At 66.5% G+C, this 2,334-nt stretch carries 1 protein-coding gene and 2 pseudogenes; 2 read left to right on the forward strand and 1 reads right to left on the reverse strand.

The window, feature by feature from the left end; all coding sequences use genetic code 11:
* Positions 1–593: pseudogene (locus tag ACR9ZH_RS18410) on the forward strand (TonB-dependent receptor); the annotation flags it as partial.
* Between the two features lie 53 nt (positions 594–646).
* Positions 647–1,840, forward strand: a complete 1,194-nt coding sequence (locus tag ACR9ZH_RS18415; RefSeq protein WP_481292215.1) for a class I SAM-dependent methyltransferase — start codon at positions 647–649, stop codon at positions 1,838–1,840.
* 109 nt (positions 1,841–1,949) lie between these two features.
* Here the strand turns inward: ACR9ZH_RS18415 and cca are convergent.
* A pseudogene (gene cca, locus ACR9ZH_RS18420) lies at positions 1,950–2,334 on the reverse strand (multifunctional CCA addition/repair protein); the annotation flags it as partial.

Consider the following 2,334-nt stretch of genomic DNA (forward strand, 5'->3'; position numbering starts at 1 on the left):
CCGTAGGACTCGACAGCTATTATCGCCGCGTGTCGCGCATCCAGGACGAAGGACAGTTCGGCACCGCGCTGGTCTATTCCACCTTCAACTACGACCAGGGCAAGGTCAAGGGCGACGAGTTCACGCTGAACTACGATGGCGGGGCGCTCACCGCATACTTCAACTTCGCGTACAACCGCTCCGTGGGCAAGCGCATCATCACCGGCCAGTACAACTTCAATCCGGACGACCTTGCCTACATCGAGGACCACTTCATCCACCTGGACCACGACCAGAAGTACACCTCCTCGGGCGGTATCAGCTACGCCCTCGACGATGCGACGCGCGTCGGCGCGGATTACCTGTTCGGTTCGGGCCTGCGCCGCGATGGACTGGTGCCGAACGGCGACACGTTGCCCGCGTATTTCCAGCTGAACCTCAGCGTGTCGCACGATTTCCGCTTCACGCCCGTGGGCGCGACGCATGCGCAGCTCGCCCTGGTGAACGCGTTCGACCGCACGTACGAGATCCGCGACGGTTCCGGCATCGGCGTGGGTGCGCCCCAGTTCGGCCCCCGTCGCGGCCTGTTCCTGTCGTTGCAACAGGATTTCTGAAACCGTAGGCCCCTATCCGCTATCCTGCGGGTTCGATCCCGAACACGCACGGCATGAACGCAAAGCTTCCCGAACCCGGCGCCGACGAGCGCGCTCATTCCGACCACCTCGCCAGCCTGTTGCGCGAGGAAATCGCCGCCCACGGGCCGATGCCGTTCTCGCGCTTCATGGAGCGCTGCCTGTATACCCCAGGTCTCGGCTACTACAGCGCCGGGAAGGCCAAGTTCGGCGCCGAAGGCGATTTCGTCACGGCGCCCGAACTGGGCACGCTTTTCGCCCGTTGCGTGGCGCGCGCGTTCGAGCCGGTACTCGCCTCGCTGGGCCCCGATGCCGACTTCCTCGAACTAGGCGGCGGCACCGGCGCCTTCGCCGAAGCCGCCTTGCTGGCGCTCGATGCCGCGGGACGCGCGCCGCGCCGCTTCATGATCCTCGAACCGAGCGCCGACTTGCGCGAACGCCAGCGCGAGCGCCTGCGTGCCGCGTTGCCCGCCGGACTGTTCGCGCGCGCCGTCTGGCTCGACGGCCCGCTGGAAACCGAGTGGGACGGCGTGCTCTTTGCCAACGAGGTGATCGACGCGCTGCCGACGACGCGCTTCACCACGCGCGACGGCGAGGTCTACGAGGAACATGTCGTTCTGGACGGGGAAGGACGGTTCGTGCGCAGCGACCGTCCCGCCGATACCCTCGTCGGCGGGGCCGTGCGCCATGTGGAGCGGGACCTGGGACGCGAGTTCGAAGCGGGCTACCGCAGCGAAATCCTGCCGCAGCTGCCGTACTGGGTGCAGGCGGTGGCGGGAACCCTGCGTCGCGGCGCGATGATTTTCGCCGACTATGGCTACACGCGCGGCGAGTTCTACCTGCCCGAGCGCTCCGAGGGCACGTTGCGCGCATTCTACCGGCATCGCACGCACGGCGATGCGTTCCACCTGCCCGGCCTGCAGGACCTCACCGCCTCGGTGGATTTCACCGCGCTGGCGGAGGCGGGCAACAGCGCGGGTTTCGGCGTGGCGGCATACATGCCGCAGGCACAGTTTCTGCTCGCCACAGGCATGCAGGAATTCTTCGAGAACGACTACCTCGAACTCGAGGACGAAGCCGCCCGCTATCGCCTGGCGCAGGAAGTGAAGACGCTGACGCTTCCCGAGCAGATGGGCGAACGCTTCCAGGTGATGATGTTCGCCAAGGGCATCGACGCGGCGGCGCTGCCGGCGGACGTGATGGCGGCCGACCAGGGGTCGCGCTTGTAACTGGCTAAGGCGTTGTGTAGGAGCGCGCCTGGCGCGCGACATGTTTTCGCGAAGAGCAACAGGGCCTGTTGTTCACGGCCCCAAAAGACGTCGCGCGCAAGGCGCGCTCCTACACGTCTTTCGGTACGGCTGCTATGGCCTGGGCTTGTGCTTTCCTCATCGCCTCGCCGATGGCCGGGCCCTGGAGGCCCTTCTCCACGAAGGGCTGCGACGTGATCGCCGCGGCGGCATTGCGGCAGCCGCGCAGGAAGTCGGCTTGCGGATACTCCGCGTTTTCGTGGCCGAGGCGTCCGCGCTTGTCGGCCATGCAGGCGAGCAGGAAGGTTTCCAGGCGCGCGGGTCGGCGCAGCGCACCGAGGCTTTCGAGCAGGCGCAGGATGGTGGTGGGCCTCAATTCCAATGCCATGTGCGCGTTCAGGTGATGCTTGCACACCATCTCCGCCATGAAGGCGTATTCCGCAGGCACCTTGAGTCGCGCCGAGATCGCCTGCACC

The sequence above is a fragment of the Luteibacter sp. SVR4-7G genome (assembly GCF_056755555.1).

Bases quoted from the DNA above. Each gene is read 5' to 3' on its own strand.
- ACR9ZH_RS18415 (WP_481292215.1), top strand. From the start codon at position 647: ATGAACGCAAAGCTTCCCGAACCCGGCGCCGACGAGCGCGCTCATTCC.